This window comes from Cupriavidus sp. 05T313, from assembly GCF_056396665.1.
Genome location: NZ_JBFTLX010000615.1, coordinates 1 through 477 on the forward strand (window position 1 = coordinate 1; position 477 = coordinate 477).

General features: G+C 64.2%; 1 protein-coding gene. It reads right to left on the minus strand.

Annotation, left to right across the window (positions count from 1 at the left end; translation table 11 throughout):
• Positions 1-477, minus strand: a 477-nt coding sequence (locus tag AC1DKD_RS42015) for a carbohydrate ABC transporter permease (protein ID WP_477144838.1), incomplete at both ends; no start/stop codon positions are given.

Here is a 477-nt window from a genome sequence, read left to right on the forward strand (position 1 = left end):
CTCCAGTTCCTTGGGAAGCCCGCGGAGGTAGGTCACCATCACCCAGGTGGAGAACGGCATGGCGAACGTCAGGTAGGTGACGAACAGCCCCCACTGGGTTCCAATGACCTGGATGCCCAGGTAGGTGGCAGCCGAGGAAAACAGGACGAACACGGGCAGAACCATCAGTGTTCCGGGCACGGACTGCAGTGCCAGGAGCCCCCGCAGAATGGTCAGCCGGCCGCGGAAGGTGTAGCGGACCAGGACGAACGCGGTGGAGACGGAAAGAGCCGCGGAAACCACGGCGGTTGCGCCGGCCACCAGCACGCTGTTGGTGAGGCCGGTGGTCAGGCCCACGCTGGTCCAAATCTTCGAGTAGTTCTCGAACGTGACCGAGGACGGCCAGAACTCGCCGTTGGCAACCCCGATGTCCGAGTTCACCGAGGCCAGGAAGATGTACAGCACCGGGACCAGGACCAGGGCGCCCAGGAAGACCAG